The 16,055-nt window shown below is 68.5% G+C and carries 15 protein-coding genes; 10 read left to right on the forward strand and 5 right to left on the reverse strand.

Going from position 1 to position 16,055, the window contains the following annotated elements; all coding sequences use genetic code 11:
* Positions 1-300: 300 nt before the first annotated feature.
* Together gcvH and ACFWF2_RS15480 are read right to left on the reverse strand one after the other, a co-directional pair.
* The gene (gcvH, locus tag ACFWF2_RS15475) at positions 301-699 is read right to left on the reverse strand and encodes a glycine cleavage system protein GcvH (RefSeq protein ID WP_379308096.1); all 399 of its coding nucleotides are present in this window, start codon (positions 697-699) and stop codon (positions 301-303) included.
* 42 nt (positions 700-741) lie between these two features.
* Complete coding sequence (locus ACFWF2_RS15480) at positions 742-1,377, reverse strand: CDP-alcohol phosphatidyltransferase family protein (protein WP_378853041.1); 636 nt, start codon at positions 1,375-1,377, stop codon at positions 742-744.
* A 121-nt stretch (positions 1,378-1,498) separates the two neighbouring features.
* On the opposite strand from ACFWF2_RS15480, the gene ACFWF2_RS15485 reads away from it, so the two are divergent.
* The 3 genes from ACFWF2_RS15485 to ACFWF2_RS15495 all read left to right on the forward strand — a co-directional run bounded on the left by ACFWF2_RS15485 (position 1,499) and on the right by ACFWF2_RS15495 (position 4,506).
* Positions 1,499-2,887, forward strand: coding sequence for a DUF2252 domain-containing protein (locus tag ACFWF2_RS15485; RefSeq protein WP_379308097.1), 1,389 nt, complete (start codon positions 1,499-1,501; stop codon positions 2,885-2,887).
* A gap of 112 nt (positions 2,888-2,999) precedes the next feature.
* Complete coding sequence (locus tag ACFWF2_RS15490) at positions 3,000-3,878, forward strand: nuclease-related domain-containing protein (RefSeq protein WP_379308098.1); 879 nt, start codon at positions 3,000-3,002, stop codon at positions 3,876-3,878.
* Positions 3,865-4,506 (forward strand): phosphatase PAP2 family protein, encoded by a 642-nt coding sequence (locus tag ACFWF2_RS15495; protein ID WP_379308099.1) that lies wholly within the window; start codon positions 3,865-3,867, stop codon positions 4,504-4,506. Before ACFWF2_RS15490 ends, ACFWF2_RS15495 begins: the two co-directional genes overlap by 14 nt.
* Here the strand turns inward: ACFWF2_RS15495 and ACFWF2_RS15500 are convergent.
* Positions 4,503-6,434: an acyl-CoA dehydrogenase gene (locus ACFWF2_RS15500; protein ID WP_379308100.1), complete on the reverse strand. Its 1,932-nt coding sequence runs from the start codon at positions 6,432-6,434 to the stop codon at positions 4,503-4,505. The two genes, ACFWF2_RS15495 and ACFWF2_RS15500, sit on opposite strands and share 4 nt — an antisense overlap.
* A gap of 100 nt (positions 6,435-6,534) precedes the next feature.
* Here ACFWF2_RS15500 and ACFWF2_RS15505 point away from each other — a divergent pair, with 100 nt between their 5' ends.
* From ACFWF2_RS15505 to ACFWF2_RS15515, 3 genes are read left to right on the forward strand one after another with little or no spacing between them, the layout of a single operon-like run.
* On the forward strand, positions 6,535-7,182 hold the full coding sequence (locus tag ACFWF2_RS15505; protein ID WP_379308101.1) for a TetR family transcriptional regulator: 648 nt from the start codon (positions 6,535-6,537) through the stop codon (positions 7,180-7,182).
* A gap of 3 nt (positions 7,183-7,185) precedes the next feature.
* Positions 7,186-8,121 (forward strand): ATP-binding cassette domain-containing protein, encoded by a 936-nt coding sequence (locus ACFWF2_RS15510; protein WP_379308102.1) that lies wholly within the window; start codon positions 7,186-7,188, stop codon positions 8,119-8,121.
* Positions 8,118-9,749 carry an ABC transporter permease gene (locus tag ACFWF2_RS15515; RefSeq protein WP_379308103.1) on the forward strand — a complete coding sequence of 544 codons (1,632 nt, stop codon included), beginning with the start codon at positions 8,118-8,120 and terminating at the stop codon, positions 9,747-9,749. Before ACFWF2_RS15510 ends, ACFWF2_RS15515 begins: the two co-directional genes overlap by 4 nt.
* A gap of 40 nt (positions 9,750-9,789) precedes the next feature.
* Here ACFWF2_RS15515 and ACFWF2_RS15520 read toward each other — a convergent pair whose 3' ends face one another.
* Positions 9,790-11,289, reverse strand: a complete 1,500-nt coding sequence (locus tag ACFWF2_RS15520) for a sugar transferase (RefSeq protein ID WP_379308104.1) — start codon at positions 11,287-11,289, stop codon at positions 9,790-9,792.
* Between the two features lie 486 nt (positions 11,290-11,775).
* Here ACFWF2_RS15520 and ACFWF2_RS15525 point away from each other — a divergent pair, with 486 nt between their 5' ends.
* The 4 genes from ACFWF2_RS15525 to ACFWF2_RS15540 are packed head-to-tail and all read left to right on the forward strand — an operon-like array spanning position 11,776 to position 15,504.
* Positions 11,776-13,047, forward strand: coding sequence for a methyltransferase domain-containing protein (locus tag ACFWF2_RS15525; protein WP_379308105.1), 1,272 nt, complete (start codon positions 11,776-11,778; stop codon positions 13,045-13,047).
* A complete protein-coding gene (locus ACFWF2_RS15530; RefSeq protein ID WP_379308106.1) occupies positions 13,044-13,820 on the forward strand; it encodes a glucose-1-phosphate cytidylyltransferase in 777 nt (258 codons plus the stop codon). The genes ACFWF2_RS15525 and ACFWF2_RS15530 overlap by 4 nt, the downstream gene beginning before the upstream one ends.
* The gene (locus ACFWF2_RS15535) at positions 13,805-14,467 is read left to right on the forward strand and encodes a PIG-L deacetylase family protein (RefSeq protein WP_379308107.1); all 663 of its coding nucleotides are present in this window, start codon (positions 13,805-13,807) and stop codon (positions 14,465-14,467) included. Before ACFWF2_RS15530 ends, ACFWF2_RS15535 begins: the two co-directional genes overlap by 16 nt.
* A 2-nt stretch (positions 14,468-14,469) precedes the next feature.
* A complete protein-coding gene (locus tag ACFWF2_RS15540; RefSeq protein WP_379308144.1) occupies positions 14,470-15,504 on the forward strand; it encodes an NAD-dependent epimerase/dehydratase family protein in 1,035 nt (344 codons plus the stop codon).
* Here ACFWF2_RS15540 and rfbC read toward each other — a convergent pair.
* Entirely contained in the window at positions 15,482-16,045 is a 564-nt protein-coding gene (rfbC, locus tag ACFWF2_RS15545; protein ID WP_379308108.1) for a dTDP-4-dehydrorhamnose 3,5-epimerase, read from the reverse strand. The two genes, ACFWF2_RS15540 and rfbC, sit on opposite strands and share 23 nt — an antisense overlap.
* Between the last annotated feature and the right edge of the window lie 10 nt (positions 16,046-16,055).

A 16,055-nucleotide genomic window follows, 5' to 3' on the forward strand; every position in this document is an offset into this window, starting at 1 on the left:
GAATCGCGCGAGGGTCAACTGAAGCACGCCGTCGCCATCACGACGGGGGTGGTCGTGCGGATGTGCGGGACGGGTACGGCGGCCGCGGTCTCCCCGTAACCCGGGTCCCTGTTCTCGCTCACCGTTTCTCTCCTCCTCGAACCTGATTATCCATGCAAGCAGGTGCTGTATTCGGCGACACGACCGGCGCGATCACATCGCCAGGAAAAAGATCCCGGCGTCGATTCCCCGACGTATCCGCTTGGCTTTGACCGTACCCTGCCGGGGCGTACCCGTGCAGGGAGAACTGTGAAGGCTTACTCAGCCCCCGATAACTCCTTGATAACCCGCCGCATCCAGCAGTTCACCGAGGGCGGAATCCAGCGCCGCCTCCTCGTCGAAGGCGAGCTCGAACAGCCAGCCGTCGTCGTACGGATCGGTGTTCAGCGTCTCCGGTTCCTGCACCAGAACTTCGTTCACCGCAACGACTTTCCCGCTCAGTGGAGCGTAGATGTCGGACACGCTCTTGGTCGACTCGACCTCGGCGATGCTCTCGCCGGTGGTCACATCCTTGTCGACCTCGGGCAGCTGGACGAACACGACGTCACCCAGCTGTGACTGGGCGTAGTCGGTGATGCCGACACGAACCGCCGTGGGGCCGGTCCGCCGCACCCATTCGTGCTCTTCGGTGTAGCGCAGATCCTCAGGGGTCCGGGTCACAGGACGTCCTTTCGTCGTCAACGTTGCACGCAACAGTATCGACTAGCTCCCGCGGTGCGGCACAGGCGGTATCGAACGCGCGACCGCGACCGCCAGCCCCACGTAGAGCACCCCTGTCCACACATACAGCGCGGTGCCCCAGATCAGCAGTGCCCAGCCGAAGGCCCAGCCGAAACCTGCCCCTGCCCAATCCATCTCCCCCGTGAGCAGCCACGGCAGGGCCGACATCAGCGCGAAGGTGGCCGCTTTACCGAGGTAGATCACCTCGGGAGCGGGCAGTTCACGGCGCTTGTATACCGACAGGGTCACGGTGAGTATCAGATCGCGACCGATCAGGATCACCGCGATCCACCACGGAATCAGCCCGCGTGCGACGAACGCCACGAGCGTAGTCACGAGGTATAACCGGTCGACGAGCGGATCGAGCAGGGCGCCCAGCCGGGAGGACTGGTCGAGCAGCCGAGCGAGTTTGCCGTCGAGGAAATCGGTGAAGCCCTGTGCGATCAACAGCGCGAACGCCCAGCCGTCGGCATGGCGGACCAGCAACAACCACAGGAACACCGGGATGCCGATCAGCCGGATCAGGCTCAGCACATTGGGCACGGTCAGGATGCGATCGCTGAACACGCCACCGGTTGCGGTGTCGTTGGTGCCCGGCGTTCCCGATTCGGTTGCCACGCCCCTGCATACCGCACCGACCCCCGCTCGCGCCATCCGGCCACGCCGAAACTTCCGGCCGCGTTCTATTGCCCGGCGGTCGCGGTGCCTGTCCGGCGCCGAACCGCTAACCTGGGCACTTGTGTCCGACAGTGGTTTAGATCTGCGTACCTACGTCTCCGCCGAGGACGCGCGCGAACGCGGCCGCGCCGCCAGGGAACGGGTCCCGGTCTCCACCCGCGACCGGGCGGCCGAGAGCCCGGACCGGCCAAGCGTGCTCGAGTTCGTCGAGGCGAGCAACCGGGGGCGGATCGAGCGACTGATCCCGTTGCGGATCGGCCGGATGACCGCATCGCCGTTCACCTTCTTCCGCGGCGCCGCCGGGCTGATGGCCGCCGACCTCGCCGCGGGACCGGACAGTGGGCTGCCCGCCCAGATCTGCGGTGACGCCCATGCCGCGAACTTCGGCCTCTACGGCACCCAGCGCGGCGAGATCGTGATGGACATCAACGATTTCGACGAGACCGTCCTCGGACCCTGGGAATGGGACCTGGAACGGCTCGCCGCCAGCCTCGTGCTGGCCGGGCGCGAGGGCGGCGCCGACGAAGACGACTGCGTGCGCGCCGCGCGCGAGGCCGCCCGCTCCTACCGCCGCACCGTCGCCGAACTCGCGGACATGCCGTTCCTGCAGTCCTGGACCGCGATGCACGACGAGTCGATCCTGACCGAGGCCAAGGCCGAGGATCTGCTCGACGACTTCAAGAAGGCCGCCAAGAAGGCGCGCAAGAACACCAGCGCCAAGGTCGTCGCGAAGTGGACCGCGCACCTCGACGATCACGAGACCGATATCAGCAAGCACCGGTTCGTCAGCGATCCGCCGATCCTCACCCCGGTCGAGGAGCGGGTCGCCGAGGCCGTGATCGACGGGCTCGAGCGCTACGCGGGCACCATCCGCGAGTCCCGGCGCAACCTGCTGGCCCGTTTCGCGGTCTCCGATGTGGCGTTCCGGATCGTCGGCACCGGCAGCGTCGGCCTGCACAGCTATGTGGCGCTGCTGCACGGCAACGACGGCGAGGCGCTGGTGCTGCAGGTCAAGCAGGCGAATCCGTCCGCGCTCGCGCCGTTCCTGCCGCCGGCGGCGCCCCGGCACGAGGGTGAGCGCATCGTGGTCGGCGCGCGCAGCGTGCAGTCCGAGACCGACATCCTGCTCGGCTGGACGACGATCGAGCTCGACGGCTCGATCCCGTTCATCGTGCGCCAGTTCCGCAATCTCAAGGGCAGCATCGACCCGGCCGGGCTCTCGGCCGGCGATCTCGACGACTACGGCAGGCTCGCCGGGGCGTTGCTGGCCAGGGCGCACTCCCGCTCGCTCGACCCGCGCACCCTGGCCGGCTATCTCGAAGCCGACGAGGACAAGTTCGACGAGGCGATCGCCCGCTACGCGGTGCGCTACGCCGACCGGACCGAGGCCGATCACGCCGAACTCGTCGCCGCCGTCGCGGCGGGCAAGATCGAGGCCGAGCCGAGCTGAACACCGGCCGCATCCTCCCCGGCAACCGCCGGTCATCGAGCTACGATGTACGCCAACGGTTCTCGGCCCGCGGCGCCAACGACCCAGAAGGGCGGACTCCATGCTCGTGCGCGTGCAGAATGCGGCAGGCACCGATGCCGAGCTGGCACTGATCGATTGGCTGCGCACCTGGAAGGATCCGTCCAGCCCGCACGGCGTCGCCACGATCAACTGCAGCTTGTTCCAGGACGATCGGCTACATCAGTTCGACGCGGTGGTGTGGACGCCGACCAGTTGCGTGGTGATCGAGGCGGAGACCTTCACCGCGCTCCAGGACGGCGTGCTGGAGATCCCGCTCAACGGCCCGTGGATGGTCTCCGGCGAGCTCGCGCGGTTCGCGGGCGCCGAGAAGTCGACGCCGCTGGAGCGCTCCCGTGAGCACACCTTCGCGCTGCAGAACTATCTCGCGGCGCGCGGGCTCGGCCAGCGCGCGGTGCACGGGCTCGGCGTCATCGTGCCGATGCAGGGCGCGCAGATCGACGTGCACCAGGGGTGGAGCGATCCCAGCTTCGACGTGATCGTCACCGACGATCCGCACCGGCTCGAACAGTACTTCGAGATGCTGGCCGCGAAGGAACACAACCTCTGGACCGCCAACGACATCGCCATCGCGTTCCGCGGCCTCGGCATCCTGCCCTATCTGCCCGCACCCCAGGATCTGCTCAACGAGGGCTTCCTCGGCCCGATCGATGTCACCCTGTGGCACGGCGGCCCGACCCAGGCCCAAGCCGAGCAGTACGCCGAGGAACAGGCACAGCTCGAGCGCGAACTGGCGAACCGCGGCCTGGTAGCGCCCTGGTACAGCCCGTGGAAGCTGTATCCGCGGATCGACGGTGATCTCGACTTCGGCCGCGCGTTCCTGCGGATCACGCTCGCGATCGGGATGATCATCGCGATCGTCTGGGTGCTGTGGTTCATGGTGACCGCGGTGCTCACCTATGGTCCCGCCTGAGCCACCGCTGGTCGTCGCGTCCGTGCTCGAGGAAGTTTCCGCGCGCACCGCCGTCCGCGCGACGGCGATCGGCGCGGGCGCCGCTGTCACGGTCGCGATCCCGCTGACGTTCCCCGCCGACGACGGGCCCACCGACCTCGACTCCGCGGTGGCCGACCCGATCGCCGACACGCTCTCCCCCGGGCTCGCCGAGGTGCTCGTCGCGCCGAGCAGCGGGCCCGTCGTGCTGATCCTGTTGCTCGCGGCATTCGGCTGGTTCGCCCTGCGGCGCGAATGGTGGCGGGCGGTCACCATGCTGGTGGTGCCCGAGGTCGCGCTGGCGATCAACACCTGGTTGCTGAAACCGGTGTGGGACAGGCAACTCCACGACTACCTCGCCTATCCGAGCGGGCACACCGTCCATCTCGTCGCTGTCGCAACGACTTTCGCGTGCCTGGTGCCGAACCTGAAGGCACGGATCACGGTCGCGGCGCTCACCGTGCTCGCGCTGGTCTCGATCACGCCCGGCATGGTCGAGCTCGGCTACCACCACCCCACCGATGTGCTCGGTGGGGCGGCGGCCGCCGCGGCCATGGCGATGGGACTGTGCTGGCTCGCTGACCTGGTGCGAGTCAGGACGCGCGGCTAGTTCCTTTCGAAAACGCTGGCGTCGTGCAGCATTTCGGCGCGCAGCATCTTCTCGGGCACACCCATTGCCTCGACCAGGGTCAGCGCGTCCGGACGCAGCCGGTCGACGAGTTCGTTGACCCCGCGCCGCACCGCCTTGGCCCGTTCCACCGACATGAACCGATGCATGATGTACCAGGCCGAATTCTCCTCCAGCGAGGCGTACACGTAGAGGTCGCAGACGGTTTCGGCGAGCGTCTTGGCGTCGGGGTCCTCGATGGTGGCGATCCCGTCGACGAATTCCTCGAGCACCAGCCGGTCGATGTGCGCGGCGCCCGCGGCCAGGATGTGGTCCTGGGCGTTGTTGAACGCCTCGAACGGGCCGGTGTCGGCGGCCCTGGCGCGCAGCCGGTGCGCGGCGGTCCGCAGCAGGTAGTCCTCGCGATCGGCGAACAGCTGCAGCTGCACCGAGCGCTTAGACAGGTCGCCGTCGTCGACGCTGTCGTCGCTGCGGTCGCGCAGGGTCTGGATCAGCTGGCGGACACCGGATCGTTTGCGCACCACGTCGCCGGCCATGGTGGCGGCGAACTTCACCCAGCCGAGGGCATCGAGATCGCGGACCTCGTCGGAGTAGGCGGTGAGCAGCTCCTTCGCGACGAGCTGGGTCAACACGACATTGTCACCTTCGAAGGTGGTGAACACGTCGGTGTCGGCCTTGAGCGTGACGAGGCGGTTCTCGGTGAGATAGCCCGCGCCGCCACAGGCTTCGCGGCATTCCTGGATCGCGCGGGTGGCGTGCCGGGTCTGGGCGACCTTCAGGCCCGCGGCGCGCTTCTCCAGCGCGCGCTGGGAGCCGGATTCGGTGTCCTTGCCGGACTGGATCAGGTCCATCCGCCGCACCAGGTCGTTCTGCGCGAAGGCCAGCGCGAACGACTTGGCCACCAGCGGCAGCAGCCTGCGCTGATGGCTGCGGTAGTCCATCAGCAGGGTCTCCTCCCCGGTGTCGGGATCGGCGAACTGACGCCGCGCCAGCGCGTAGCGCACGGCGATACTCAGCCCGACCCGCGCGCCCGCCGCCGCGGCGCCACCGACGCTCACCCGGCCGCGCACCAGCGTGCCGAGGGTGGTGAAGAAGCGGCGGCTCGGGTTGTCGATCTCGGAGGCGTAGGTGCCGTCCGGGTCGACGTCGGCGTAGCGGTTGAGCAGGTTCTCCCTGGGTACCCGGACCTGGTCGAAGACGATGCGGCCGTTGTCCACCCCGGGCAGGCCGCCCTTGATGCCGTCGTCGTAGGTGGTCACGCCGGGCAGGTCGGCGCCGCGCTCGTCGCGGATCGGGACCAGCAGGCAGTGCACGCCTTGGTTCTCCCCGCCGGTGATCAGCTGGGCGAACACCGCCGCCATCCGCGCGTGCACGGCCGCGCCGCCGATGTAGTCCTTGCGGGCCGACGGTGTCGGGGTGTGCACCACGAATTCCTGGGTGGCCGGATCGTAGGTGGCGGTGGTCTCGATATTGGCGACGTCGCTGCCGTGTCCCGACTCGGTCATCGCGAAGCAGCCGAGCAGGTCGAGCGAGATCAGTCGCTTGATGTAGTCGCGGTGGCGTTCGGTGCCCAGGTTCTCCACCGCGCCGCCGAACAGTCCCCACTGCACACCGGATTTCACCCACAGCGACAGGTCGGCGTAGGCCAGCATCTCCAGACCGGTGACCGCGCCGCCCGGGTCGCCGGTGCCGCCGTTCTCGGGCCGGAACCCGCGTTCGGCGTAACCCATGGTCGCGATGACCCGCATCTGGTCGAGTACGCGCGCCCTGGCCGCGTGGATGTCGAGTTCCGGGTCGCCGGTGAAGCGGTCGTCGGCGAGCTGGACTCGCGCCTGGTCTCTCACCGCGCGCCACGGTCCGTCCAGCGCTGCGCGGAGATGTTCTGCCGTCGTCGTTGTGCCGGTAGCCATGTCTTCGACCCTAGCCGCGTCGCCGACGGGGTGGCGGCCCGAAACTCACCGACACAGGCTCTTGCTCGACGATTGAACAGTCGTTTAGTATATTGAACATGTGTTCAGCCAACAGCCCGTACCGCAAGGACCCTCCCCCGACCTGACCACCGCCGCCCGGATCCGCGATACCGCGATCGACCTGTTCGGAGAGCAGGGTTTCGGTGTCGGCGTCCGGGCGATCGCCGCGGCAGCCGGAGTCTCACCCGGTCTGGTGAATCACCACTTCGGCTCCAAGGACGGCCTGCGCGCCGCCTGCGACGATCGTGTGCTCGAGATCATTCGCGACGAGAAACTGCGGGTCATCCGCTCCACAGGCGCCGCCGGGATGATCACCGCACTGGCCGAGATCGAGATGTACGCCCCCCTGGTGGCCTACATGCTGCGCAGCTTCCAAGCCGGCGGCGCTCTGGCGGAATCCCTGCTGGAGCACATGGTCGCCGACGCGGAGGAATACATGCAAGCCGCCGTCGAGTCGGGCCAGCTCAAGCCGAGCCGCGATCCCGCGGCCCGGGCCAGATACATCGTGCTCTGCCATGTCGGAGCCACCAACCTCTATCTGCAGATGCGAATGCAGCGTGACGGAAAGCTCGACTACCGCAAGGCGATCCGGGACCTGTCGGACCTGACCACCTTCCCGGCGCTCGAGCTCTACACCCAAGGCATGCTGACCGATTCGACACTGCTCGACAGCCTCATCGAGGAGTAGACGATGCCCTCCCACACCACCGATCGGGTCATCGAAGTCCATGACCTGCGTAAGACTTTCGGCCGCTTCACCGCGCTCGACGGGCTCGACCTGCGGGTCGGCCCCGGCGAGATCCACGGGTTCCTCGGCCCCAACGGCGCAGGCAAGTCCACCACGATCCGGGTGCTGCTCGGCGTGCTGCGCGCCTCCGGCGGCGAGGCGGCGCTGTTCGGCCGCGACCCGTGGACCGATGCGGTCGCCCTGCATCACCGGATCGCTTATGTCCCAGGCGATGTCACGCTGTGGCCGTCGCTGTCGGGCGGCGAGACGATCGACCTGCTTGCCAGGATGCGCGGCGGGCTCGACCAGACGAGGCGCGCCGAACTGATCGAGCGATTCGAGCTCGATCCGACCAAGAAGGCCCGCACCTATTCCAAGGGCAACCGGCAGAAGGTCGCCCTGGTGTCGGCGTTCTCGGCCGACGCGGATCTGCTCATCCTGGACGAGCCGACCTCGGGTCTCGACCCGTTGATGGAGCGGATCTTCCAGGACTGCGTCCGCGAGGCCGCGGCCCGCGGGGCGACCGTGCTGTTGTCGAGCCACATCCTGTCCGAGGTCGAGCACCTGTGTGACCGGGTGACGATCATCCGCGCAGGCCGCACGGTCGAATCCGGCTCGCTGGACCAGCTGCGGCATCTGAGCCGCACCGCGATCACGGCCGAACTGATCGGCGATCCGGGCGATGTCGGCGCGCTTCCCGGTGTCGACGATGTCGAAGTCGACGGCTCCACGCTGCGCTGCCAGGTCGACGCCGAGCACCTCGGCGAGCTGATCCGCGTCCTCGGTGACGCGGGCGTGCGCAGCCTGACCAGCGCACCGCCCACACTCGAGGACCTGTTCCTGCGGCACTACCACGTCGAGAGCGGCGCGGCGGTCGACGGAGAGAAGGTGCGGGCATGACCACCATCGCCGCCACCCCGAGATTCATCGGAACCACCCGCACCGCAAGCGAATTCGCGGGCACCGGGCAGATGCTGCGGCTGTATCTGCGGCGCGACCGGATCATCGCGCCCGCGTGGTCGCTGCTGATCGGGCTGATGCCGGCGCTGCAGGTCGTCTCGGTCAAGGACCTCTATGCCACCCAGCAGCAGCTGGACAGCTTCGCCACGACCACGGCGGCGAGTCCCGCGCTACTGGCCATGTACGGTCCGGTGTTCAATTCCTCGCTCGGGTCCATCGGCACCTGGAAGGCCGGGGCGATGTACGCGATGATCGCGATCGCCGCCGTGCTCACGGTGATCCGGCACACCAGGGTCGAAGAGGAGACCGGGCGCGCGGAACTGGTCGGCGCCACCAGCATCGGCCGTTTCGCCGGTCTCACCGGCGCGCTACTGCTGACCTTCGGCGCCGCGGCGGTGGCCGGAATCGCCTGCGCCGCTTCGCTGATGGCCGCCGACCTGCCCGCGGCAGGCTCGGTGGCGTGGGGCGCGGCGCTGGCCGCCTCCGGGTTCGTCTGGGCCGCGGTGGCCGCGGTCGCCGCCCAGCTGAGCAACGGGGCGCGGATCGCGCGCGGTGTCGCGCTCGGCGCGCTGGGCGCCGCCTTCGCGGTGCGCGCGGTGGGCGACGCCGGAAACGGTGTGCTGTCGTGGTTCTCGCCGCTGGGCTGGTGCCTGCAGATCCGTCCGTACGCCGAGGAACGCTGGTGGGTGCTCGTCCCGCTCGCCGCTGTCGCGATCGGCGCGACTCTGCTCGCCTACCAGCTGCTGCGCACCCGCGACCTCGGTGCGGGCCTGCTCGCCGAACGCCCAGGCCCTGCCGCGGCCGGCCCCGCTCTCTCGGACCCGGTCGGTCTGGCCTGGCGGTTGCAGCGCGGCTCGATGCTCGGCTGGACGGTGGGTTTCGGCCTGTACGGCCTACTGATCGGTGGCGCGGTGAACAGCATCGGCGGCATGCTCGACGACAGCGGCACCCTGCAGGACGTGGTCACCGCGCTGGGCGGCTCCGACGATCTGGAGAAGTCGTTCATCGCCTACGCCATCACCATGCTGGCGGCGGCCGCGGCCGCGTATTCGGTGTCGTCGGTGCTGCGCCTGCACGAGGAGGAGAACTCGGGTCGTGCCGAGGCCGTGCTGGCGGCGGCGGTGGGCCGGGTGCGGTACGCGGCGAGCCACCTGCTGTTCGCGGTCGTCGGGCCGGCGGCGGCTCTGCTGGTGTCCGGCATCGGGATCGGTATCGTGTGGGGCGCCGTCGATGGCGATGTCGTCGGCAAGCTCGGTCAGTCGCTCGGTGCCGTCGCGGTGCAGCTGCCCGCGGTCTGGGTGGTCACCGCGATCGCCCTGCTGTTGTTCGGTGCGGTGCCGAAGTACGCGTCGCTGGCCTGGGCGGTGTTGAGCGCGATGATCGTGATCGTGCTGCTCGGTTCGCTCGGCACGTTCCCGCAGTGGCTGATGGACCTTGTGCCGTTCGTCCACCCGCCCAAGCTGCCCGGCGCGTCCTTCGACATCGTCCCGATCGCCTGGCTTCTCGCCGTCGCGATCGCAGGCACCGTCCTCGGTCTGGCGGCCTTCCGACGCCGCGACCTGCGCTGAGGGAACCGGGCCGGCGCGGGGTTCCGCGTCGGCCCCTCGGCTAGTAGGCGCCGTCCCCGCGTGTGACGACACCGATGGTCCGCGCGATCAGCGCGACATCGAGCACCATGGACCAATTCTCGACATAGGACAGATCCAGGCGCACCGAATCCTCCAGCGACAGATCAGACCGCCCGCTGACCTGCCACAACCCGGTGAGCCCCGGCTTCACCAGCAAGCGCCTGCGCATCTCGCCGTCATAACTGTCGACTTCACGCTGCACCTGGGGCCGCGGCCCCACCACGCTCATCTCGCCGCGCAGCACATTGCAGAACTGCGGCAGCTCGTCGAGGCTGTACTTGCGCAGGAACCGTCCGACCGGCGTCACCCGCGGATCATCCTTGACCTTGAAGAACACCGGGTTGCCACCGTGCTGCTCGATCAGATCGTCGACCACGGTGTCGGCATCGAGGCGCATGCTGCGGAACTTGATCATCCGGAACGGCACACCGTCGCGGCCGATGCGCTCGGACAGATAGAACACCGGCCCCGGGCTGGTCGCCTTCACCGCTATCGCGATGGCTACCAGGACCGGCGCGCTGAGGACCAGCACCGCCGCGGCGAAACAGAAGTCGAACAGCGCCTTGCGACTGGACTTCGCCCGGCCGTATCGCGGCCGGTCGATGTGCAACATCGGCATCCCCGCGACGATGCGGTGCGTCAGCCGCACGCCCGCGATGTCGACGACACCGGGCGCCACGATCAGATCGACCCCGAGCGGATCCAATTCCCACGCCATGCGACGCAATTCGGCCGGGCCGAGATGATCGGTGGCCGCCACGGCGACCGACTCCGCCGCGCTGCGCCGCACCGCGTCGAGCACCGAGCGGTCGTCGCCGAGCACCGACGGCCCGCCGTGCCTCTCGAATCGCCCGTCGCCCGAGCCCGCGGGGACACACACCCCCACCACGCGATAGCCGGAGCCGGGATCATCGGTGAACGCGGTGGCCATCGCGTGGGCGGCCTCGGGCGAACCGACGACGAGCACCGCGGTGTGACACCGGCCCTCGGCCCGCCAGTGCCGCAGCCGCGCCCGCCAGGCCAGTCGGCCTGCGATGAGAGCGAGCAGGCCCGCGGGCAGCGCGATAGCGAGATATCCTCGCGCGACCTCGATCCGGAAGAGCAGCGCGAGGATCGCGAGGACGCCGAACAAGCGCAGGGTCGCCGAGACCAGCCTGCGGAATTCCTCGCTGCCGGTGCCGATCACCTGGGGGGCGCGGGTGCCATAACCGTGCAGCAGGGCCAGCCAGCCCGCCGCCAGCGCCAAGGTCACCACCGAGTAGCCGACCTCGTAGGACAGCGGCCAGGCCAGCGGCGGCGCGGCCGGGCCACCGAAGCGGATGGCCTGCGCGGCAACGACGGCGCCGAGCACCGCGACGACGTCGGTGGCGACCAGCCGCTGCGCGAACGCCGCCTGCCAGCTCTCACGCCGCGTACGGCCAAGCGCCTGTACCGCGGTGGCGACCTCGACTTCGCCGCCGCCGGTGAGCTCGAAGCTCATGAACCCACACCTCACTTCGGGAAACGCACCGTTTCCCGAACCCCGTTGATCCGAACGCGGCCGCAATGACCGTCCTACTTCCCCACGATTCGATGCCCGCCCGCTGATTGTTACAGACCATTTGCTGGTGGTCGCACCGAAATATCAGCGGCACAACGGGTTCCGAGAGTTAGCCAGATAACACCAGCGGCCGCCCCGCAGGCAAGCGCAGACTCATGGCTATTCGATATGAATGCAGGACAATCACTTTCCCGAGTGGGTGACATCATACTGCGACGAGCAATGGTCGCCGACGCCAGCAGATAGCCGACCTGGCGAAATCCCGACCGACTTCGAAACATATCACGAATCAATATCGGTCCCAGAGGTTTCAAGTCCCGCCCGCGCGGCGTCTGGCTGTAACGTCTCGGACCGCCGGACCGACTTTCGGCATGTCCGGCATCGGCCGTGACGGTTTTCGCGATCGTGTAAAAGGTGAGGCCCTGCGTGCAATGTCGACTCTGTGATTCCGATCGGCTCACGAGTGTGCTCGACCTGGGTGCCACCCCGCCGTGTGAGAGTTTCCTCGACCGCGACCAGCTCGATCTGCCGGAATCGACGTTTCCCCTGCATCTGCGACTGTGCGAGGACTGCCTGCTGTTGCAGATCCCGGCGCTGATCACCCCCGAGGACACCTTCACCGAGTACGCGTACTTCTCCTCGTACTCCGAGAGCTGGGTGCGCCACGCCGAGCGGTTCGTCGACACCGCCGCCGAGCGTCTCGGGCTCGGCGGCGATTCGTTCGTCGTCGAGGTGGCCAGCAACGACGGGTACCTGCTGCGTCACGTGATGGCGCGCGGCATCCGCTGCCTTGGCATCGAACCGTCGGTCAATGTCGGCAGGGCGGCGCGGGCGGCCGGTGTGCCCACCGAAACGACGTTCCTGGACGAGGAGTCGGCCGCGCGGGTGCGCGCCGAACACGGGCCCGCCGACCTGGTGGTCGCCAACAATGTCTACGCCCACATCCCCGATCTGCGCGGATTCACCCGTGCGCTGCGGGGGTTGCTCAGCGATGACGGCTGGCTGAGCATCGAGGTGCACCACGCGCTGAATCTGGTCCAGCTCGGCCAGTTCGACACCGTGTACCACGAGCACTTCCAGTACTACACCGTGCATTCCGCGCAGCGCGCGCTGGCGGTGGGCGGCCTGACCGTCGTCGACGTGGAGTTGCTCGACACCCACGGCGGTTCGATCCGGCTGTGGGCGCGCCCCGACGCGGTCGCGGAGCCCGCAGCGCGGGTCTCGGAAATGCTCGAGCTGGAACGGGCGGCGGGCCTGCATGTTCCCGAGGGTTACGCCGCGCTGGGACCGCGCGCGGAATCGGTGCGCCTGGAACTGCTGCGCTTCCTGCTCGATTGCCGGGCGGCGGGCAAGCGGGTCGTCGGGTACGGCGCCCCGGGTAAGGGCAACACTCTGCTCAACTACTGCGGTATCCGGCCCGACCTGCTCGAGTACACCGTGGACCGCAACCCCTACAAGCACGGCCGCTACACCCCCGGCACCCGCATCCCGATCCATCCGCCGGAACGCATCGATGCCGACCGCCCGGATGTGGTGCTGGTGCTGCCCTGGAATCTCGAAGCCGAGATCACCGCCCAGCTGCGCCATGTCGGCGACTGGGGTGGCGAACTGGTCTATCCGCTGCCGGTGCTGCACCGCGGCGACATTCTCGGCGACCCGGTGGTGGCCGGTGCCATGGAAACGAAGGTGAACCGATGAAGGTCGTGTTGTTCTGCGGCGGTTACGGCATGCGCATGCGCGGCGGGTCCGAGGACGTCGTGCCCAAGCCGATGCAGCTGGTCGGCCCGCGCCCGCTGCTATGGCACGTGATGCGCTACTACGCGCATTACGGCCACAAGGAGTTCATCCTGTGCCTCGGCTACGGCGCGGAGCACATCAAGAACTTCTTCCTCACGTATCAGGAGTCTGCGTCCAACGATTTCGTGATCCGTAACGGGCAGGTGGAGTTGCTCGGCAGCGATATCGGCGATTGGTCGATCACCTTCGTCGACACCGGTGTCGAGTCGGCGATCGGCGAGCGTTTGCGCCGGGTGCGCGATCACCTCGACGGTGACGAGTACTTCCTGGCCAACTACGCCGACGTCCTCACCGATGCGCCGCTGGACACGATGATCGAGGCGTTCCACGCCTCGGGTGCGGCGGCATCGATGATGGTGGTGCCGCCGCAGTCCTCGTTCCACTGCGTGGACATCACGCCCGCGGGCGAGGTCAAGGAGATCATGCCGGTGGCGCAGATGCCGCTGTGGGAAAACGGTGGCTACTTCGTCCTGAGCCAGGAGATCTTCGAGCTGCTGCCGCCGGGCGGTGATCTGGTCGCCGACGTGTGCGGCGCCCTGGCCGGGCAGGGCAGACTGTTCGGCTACCGGCATCTCGGTTTCTGGAAGCCGGCCGATACGTTCAAGGAGCGCGCCGAACTCGACGACGCCTACCGCAACGGCTCGCGGCCGTGGATGGTGTGGGAGCAGCAGTGATCGGGTTGTTCAACCGCCCGCCGCGCCGGATCGCGGTGCTCGGCGCGCACTGCGACGACATCGCGATCGGCATGGGCGCGACCCTGCTCGCGCTCACCGGTGCCGACCCGGAGGTGCAGGTCAGGGCGCTGGTGCTCTCGGGTGCGGGCACCGCGCGCGAGGACGAGGAACGGGCGGCGCTGACCGCGTTCTGCTCCGGCACGAAACCGGAGCTCGAGGTACTCGATATTCCCGACGGCCGCGCGCCTGCCCACTGGGACCGGATCAAGGACGCGCTGGCCGGGTTCCGGCGCAGCGGCGAGCCGGAGGTGGTGTTCGCGCCGCACCGCGGTGACGCCCACCAGGACCATCGGCTGCTGGCGGAGCTGGTGCCCACCGAATTCCGTGACCACCTGATCCTGGGCTACGAGATCCTCAAGTGGGAGACCGACACCCCCACCCCGACGCTGTACCACCCGCTCACACCCGAACTCGCGCAGCAGAAGTCGCGGTTGCTGCACGAGCACTATCCGTCGCAGACGGGCCGTGACTGGTTCGACGAGCAGGCCTTCCTCGGTCTGGCCAGGATGCGTGGCGTGCAGTGCCACGCGCCCTATGCCGAGGCCTTCGTGCTCGACAAAGCGATCATCAGATGGGAACAGACGTGAACATGCGGGTACTGGTCACCGGGCACCAGGGCTATCTCGGCACCGTGATGGTGCCGGTGCTGCGGGCGGCCGGACACGAGGTCACCGGCTTGGACATCGGCTACTTCGCCGATTGCCTGCTCGGCGAGTTCGCCGGTGACCCCACGGGATTGGCGGTCGATCTGCGCGAGGTCACCGCCGAGCAGTTGCGCGGTTTCGACGCGGTGATCCACCTGGCCGCGCTGTCGAACGATCCGCTGGGCGCGCTGGCTCCCGAGATCACCTACGACATCAACCATCACGCGTCGGTGCGGCTGGCCCGCCTCGCCAAGGAGGCCGGGGTGCGCCGCTTCCTCTACGCCTCGACCTGCTCGGTGTACGGCGCCGCGGGTGCCGAACTGGTCACCGAGGACGCGCCGTTGCGCCCGATCACCCCCTACGCGCAGAGCAAGGTGCGTGTCGAGGACGATGTCGCCGCCCTGGCCGATGCCGATTTCACCCCGGTATTCCTGCGCAACGCAACGGCTTTCGGCTTCTCCCCGCGGCTGCGCGCCGATATCGTGCTCAACAATCTGGTCGGCTACGCGGTGCTCACCGGTGAGGTGAAGGTGCTCTCCGACGGCACGCCGTGGCGCCCGCTGGTGCATGCCGAGGATATCGCGATCGCCTTCGCCACCTGCCTGACCGCGCCCGCCGCCGACATCTCCTGCCGCGCGTTCAATATCGGCACCGAGGTCAACAATCTGACCGTCGCCGAGATCGCCGCCGCGGTGGTGGACGCGGTGCCGGGTTCGCGACTGCTGATCACCGGCGAGAGCGGCGCCGATCCCCGCTCGTATCGTGTCGATTTCTCTGCCGCGCGTAAGGTTCTCGGTTTCGAGGCGCGCTGGACGGTACCCGCGGGCGCCGAGGAGCTGTGCACCGAGTACACCGCGCGCGGGCTCACCTCCGACACGTTCTTCCGCCGGTTCACCCGGTTGCCACATCTGCAGGGGCTCTGTGACGCGGGTGAACTCGACGCGCGGCTGCGCCGGATCAGTGCGCCGGCGCCAGCGTAGCGCGCAGCTGCGCCCAGCTGCCTGCCTGCGCGTCGCGCGCCGAGACGATGCCGGCGGGCAGGGGCCAGTCGATGGCCAGGTCGGGGTCGTCGTAGGCGACCCCGAGGTCCTCGGCCGGGTCGTGCGGGCGGTCGATGCGGTAGCAGACGTCGGCGACCTCGGTGAGCGCCTGGAATCCGTGCAGGAACCCGGGCGGCACGTACAGGTGGTGGAAGTGCTCGTCGTCGAGCCGGAACCCTTGGCGGGCACCGAAAGTCGGCGAGCCGGGCCGGATGTCGACGAGCACGTCGTGCACCGCGCCGCGTGCGCAACGCACCAGCTTCGCCTCCCCGCGGCCACCACGTCCGTGCATGCCGCGAATCACTCCGCGCCTGGATCGCGACTGCGAGTCCTGCACGAATGCCGCGGCGGCGCCCTCTCTCCCGAAGTGGGCGTCGAATTCCCCGGCGTCGAAGGTCCGGGTGAACAGACCACGCTCGTCTCGGAACGGCTCGGGAACGAGCACCACCACGTCGGCCAGCTCGGCCCGCTCGATACGCACGAGGACATCC

This window comes from Nocardia sp. NPDC060259 (assembly GCF_042728775.1).
Taxonomy (GTDB): Bacteria; Actinomycetota; Actinomycetes; order Mycobacteriales; family Mycobacteriaceae; genus Nocardia.

Coding starts and splice junctions, on each gene's coding strand:
- ACFWF2_RS15500 (WP_379308100.1), bottom strand. CDS start 6,434: ATGGCTACCGGCACAACGACGACGGCAGAACATCTCCGCGCAGCGCTG.
- ACFWF2_RS15530 (WP_379308106.1), top strand. CDS start 13,044: ATGAAGGTCGTGTTGTTCTGCGGCGGTTACGGCATGCGCATGCGCGGC.
- ACFWF2_RS15510 (WP_379308102.1), top strand. CDS start 7,186: ATGCCCTCCCACACCACCGATCGGGTCATCGAAGTCCATGACCTGCGT.
- ACFWF2_RS15520 (WP_379308104.1), bottom strand. CDS start 11,289: ATGAGCTTCGAGCTCACCGGCGGCGGCGAAGTCGAGGTCGCCACCGCG.
- ACFWF2_RS15540 (WP_379308144.1), top strand. CDS start 14,470: ATGCGGGTACTGGTCACCGGGCACCAGGGCTATCTCGGCACCGTGATG.
- ACFWF2_RS15515 (WP_379308103.1), top strand. CDS start 8,118: ATGACCACCATCGCCGCCACCCCGAGATTCATCGGAACCACCCGCACC.
- ACFWF2_RS15495 (WP_379308099.1), top strand. CDS start 3,865: ATGGTCCCGCCTGAGCCACCGCTGGTCGTCGCGTCCGTGCTCGAGGAA.